Source organism: Corallococcus praedator (genome assembly GCF_003612125.1).
Taxonomy (GTDB): domain Bacteria; phylum Myxococcota; class Myxococcia; order Myxococcales; family Myxococcaceae; genus Corallococcus; species Corallococcus praedator.
In genome coordinates this window covers 1-2,261 of the sequence record NZ_RAWI01000696.1, presented here as the reverse complement: position 1 = coordinate 2,261, position 2,261 = coordinate 1, and the positions used below count along the sequence as shown (strand labels likewise).

At 73.5% G+C, this 2,261-nt stretch carries 2 protein-coding genes; both read left to right on the top strand.

Going from position 1 to position 2,261, the window contains the following annotated elements:
- Positions 1 to 173: 173 nt before the first annotated feature.
- Positions 174 to 566: a response regulator gene (locus D7Y13_RS40960; protein ID WP_120538398.1), complete on the top strand. Its 393-nt coding sequence runs from the start codon at positions 174 to 176 to the stop codon at positions 564 to 566.
- A partial coding sequence (locus D7Y13_RS40955) for a chemotaxis protein CheA (protein WP_120631041.1) occupies positions 563 to 2,261 on the top strand: 1,699 nt, incomplete at its 3' end. The genes D7Y13_RS40960 and D7Y13_RS40955, both read left to right, overlap by 4 nt.

Sequence of the window (2,261 nt, the reverse complement as noted above, 5' to 3'; positions counted from 1 at the left end):
GCCTTGGGGGTGGGACGGTAGGGTGTACGCGCGCCGCGTGCCGTCCTCCGGACTTCGTGACATACCCGTGCGGCCTTGCGTGGAGAAACCAACGCTCGACCCACGCGCGCTGACTCATTTCTTTCAGCCACCCGGAATCGTTCTAGCTTGGTCGGTCGTTTCCAGAGGACGCCATGCCCGAGGTACTCGTCGTCGATGACAGCAAAGTGATGCGCGAGATGGTGGTCGCCTGCCTGCGGCCCTATCCGGACAGCCGCTTCACGCAGGCTTCCAGCGGGCTGGAGGCCATCGAGCAGTTGTCGCTCAAGGCCTATGACCTGCTCGTGCTGGACCTGAACATGCCGGACATCGGCGGCATCGAGGTGGTGGAGTTCGTGCGCGGGCAGGACCAGCTGCGCGCGCTGCCCATCATCATCGTCACGACCCGCGGCGACGAAGCCTCCCGCGAGCGGGCGTTGGGGGCCGGCGCGAGCCTCTTCATGACCAAGCCCTTCACCCCGGACTCCCTCCAGGGCGCTGCCCGGTCCCTGCTGGAGAAGGCTCCGGACGAGGCGTCGCGCGGGTGACGACGCCCGGGGAGTTCGCGGAGTTCCTCCCCGCCTACCTGGCCGAGGTGGATGAACTGCTGGCCTCCGCGCAGCGGGACCTGCTCGCCGTGGAGGAGGCCGTCCGCCGGGGCGCCGCCCAGCCGCGCGCCGTGCGGGAGCTGTTCCGCGCCCTGCACACCATCAAGGGCCTGTCCGCCATGGTGGACGTGGAGCCCATCGTCTCCGTGGCGCACTGGATGGAGGCGTCCCTTCGGGTGGCGGATCAATCCGGAGGCCGCCTGCCCGAGTCCAGCGTGGAGCCGCTGGTGGAGGGCCTGCGCGCCATCGAGCAGCGCGTACGGCAGTTGGGCGCCGGCAAGCCGGCCTCGCCCGCGCCCGCGAACCTGCTGGAGCGGTTGGAGGCGCTGGGGCCCCAGGTGCTGGACTCGGCGCCCCGGGCGCCCCGGGCCGTCGTGCTGGACGCCCAGGCCGCGTTCGCCTCCAAGCTCGCGCCGTCGGAGCGCGAACAACTGGAGGGCGGACTCGCGGGAGGTCAGCGCGCGATGCGGCTGGACTTCGTGCCCTCCGCCGAGCGCGCCGCGAAGGGCCTGAACATCAACACCGTGCGCGAGCGCGTGGGCAAGCACGGCGACATCGTGAAGGTGCTGCCCCTGTCCGGTGCCGCGGCGGGCGGGGCCTCGCTGGCGTTCGCGCTGCTGCTGCTCACCCACGCGGAGGACGCGGTGCTCCTGGAGGCCGTGGGCGGCGCTCCCGCCACGGTGCGCTCGCTGGCCGTGGCCGCGCCCCCGGGGGCCCCGGCGGACAGCCTCCCTCCGGCGCCGGTGCCCGGCGTCCCCGGCGCCCTGGGCGTGCCGGGCCCCGAGGATGAGCTGGACGAGCCGGAGGTGCGCCGGGGCGGCGGCCTCTTGCGCGTGGAGGTGTCGCGGCTGGACGAAGCCATGGAGTGGCTGGCCGCGCTCGTGGTCAACCGCTCCCGGCTGACGCGCGCGGTGGCGGCGCTCACCGCGGCGGGGGCGCCCACGCGGGAGCTGGCGGCCATCCTCCAGGAGAACGGCCGGCAGCTTCGCGACCTGCGCTCGGCCATCCTGCGCCTGCGCATGGTGCGCATGGGGGACGTGCTGGAGCGGCTGCCCCTCCTCGTGCGTGGGCTGCGGCGCACCACGGGCAAGGCGGTGCGGCTGGAGCTGGACGTGGGCGACGCGGAGCTGGACAAGGCCGTGGCGGACCGGCTGATGCCCGCGCTGGTGCACCTGGTGCGCAACGCGGTGGACCACGCGCTGGAGCTGCCCGACGAGCGGCTCTCCGCGGGCAAGCCGCCGGAGGGGCTGGTGCGCCTGGGCTGCCACGCGCGCTCCAGCGGCCAGCTGGAAATCACTCTGCGCGACGACGGCCGGGGCGTGGACGCGAAGGCGGTGGCGAAGGCCGCGAACGCGCCCGTGCCGGACTCGGTGGACGGCCTGCTGGACCTCTTGTGCCGGCCCGGGCTGTCCACGCGCCAGGAGGCCACGCGCACCAGCGGCCGGGGCATGGGCATGGACATCGTGCGGCGCATCGTCGTGGAGCAGCTGGGCGGCGAGCTGCGCATGGAGACGCGCAAGGGCGCGGGCACCACCTTCACCCTGCGCGTGCCGCTCACGGTGACGCTGGTGGACGCCATCGTCTTTGAATGCGCGGGCCTCAAGTACGCGGTGGCGGTGGGGACGGTGGAGGCTG

Excerpts from the sequence above, each read along its gene's own strand:
- D7Y13_RS40960 (WP_120538398.1), top strand. The coding sequence starts at position 174 with ATGCCCGAGGTACTCGTCGTCGATGACAGCAAAGTGATGCGCGAGATG.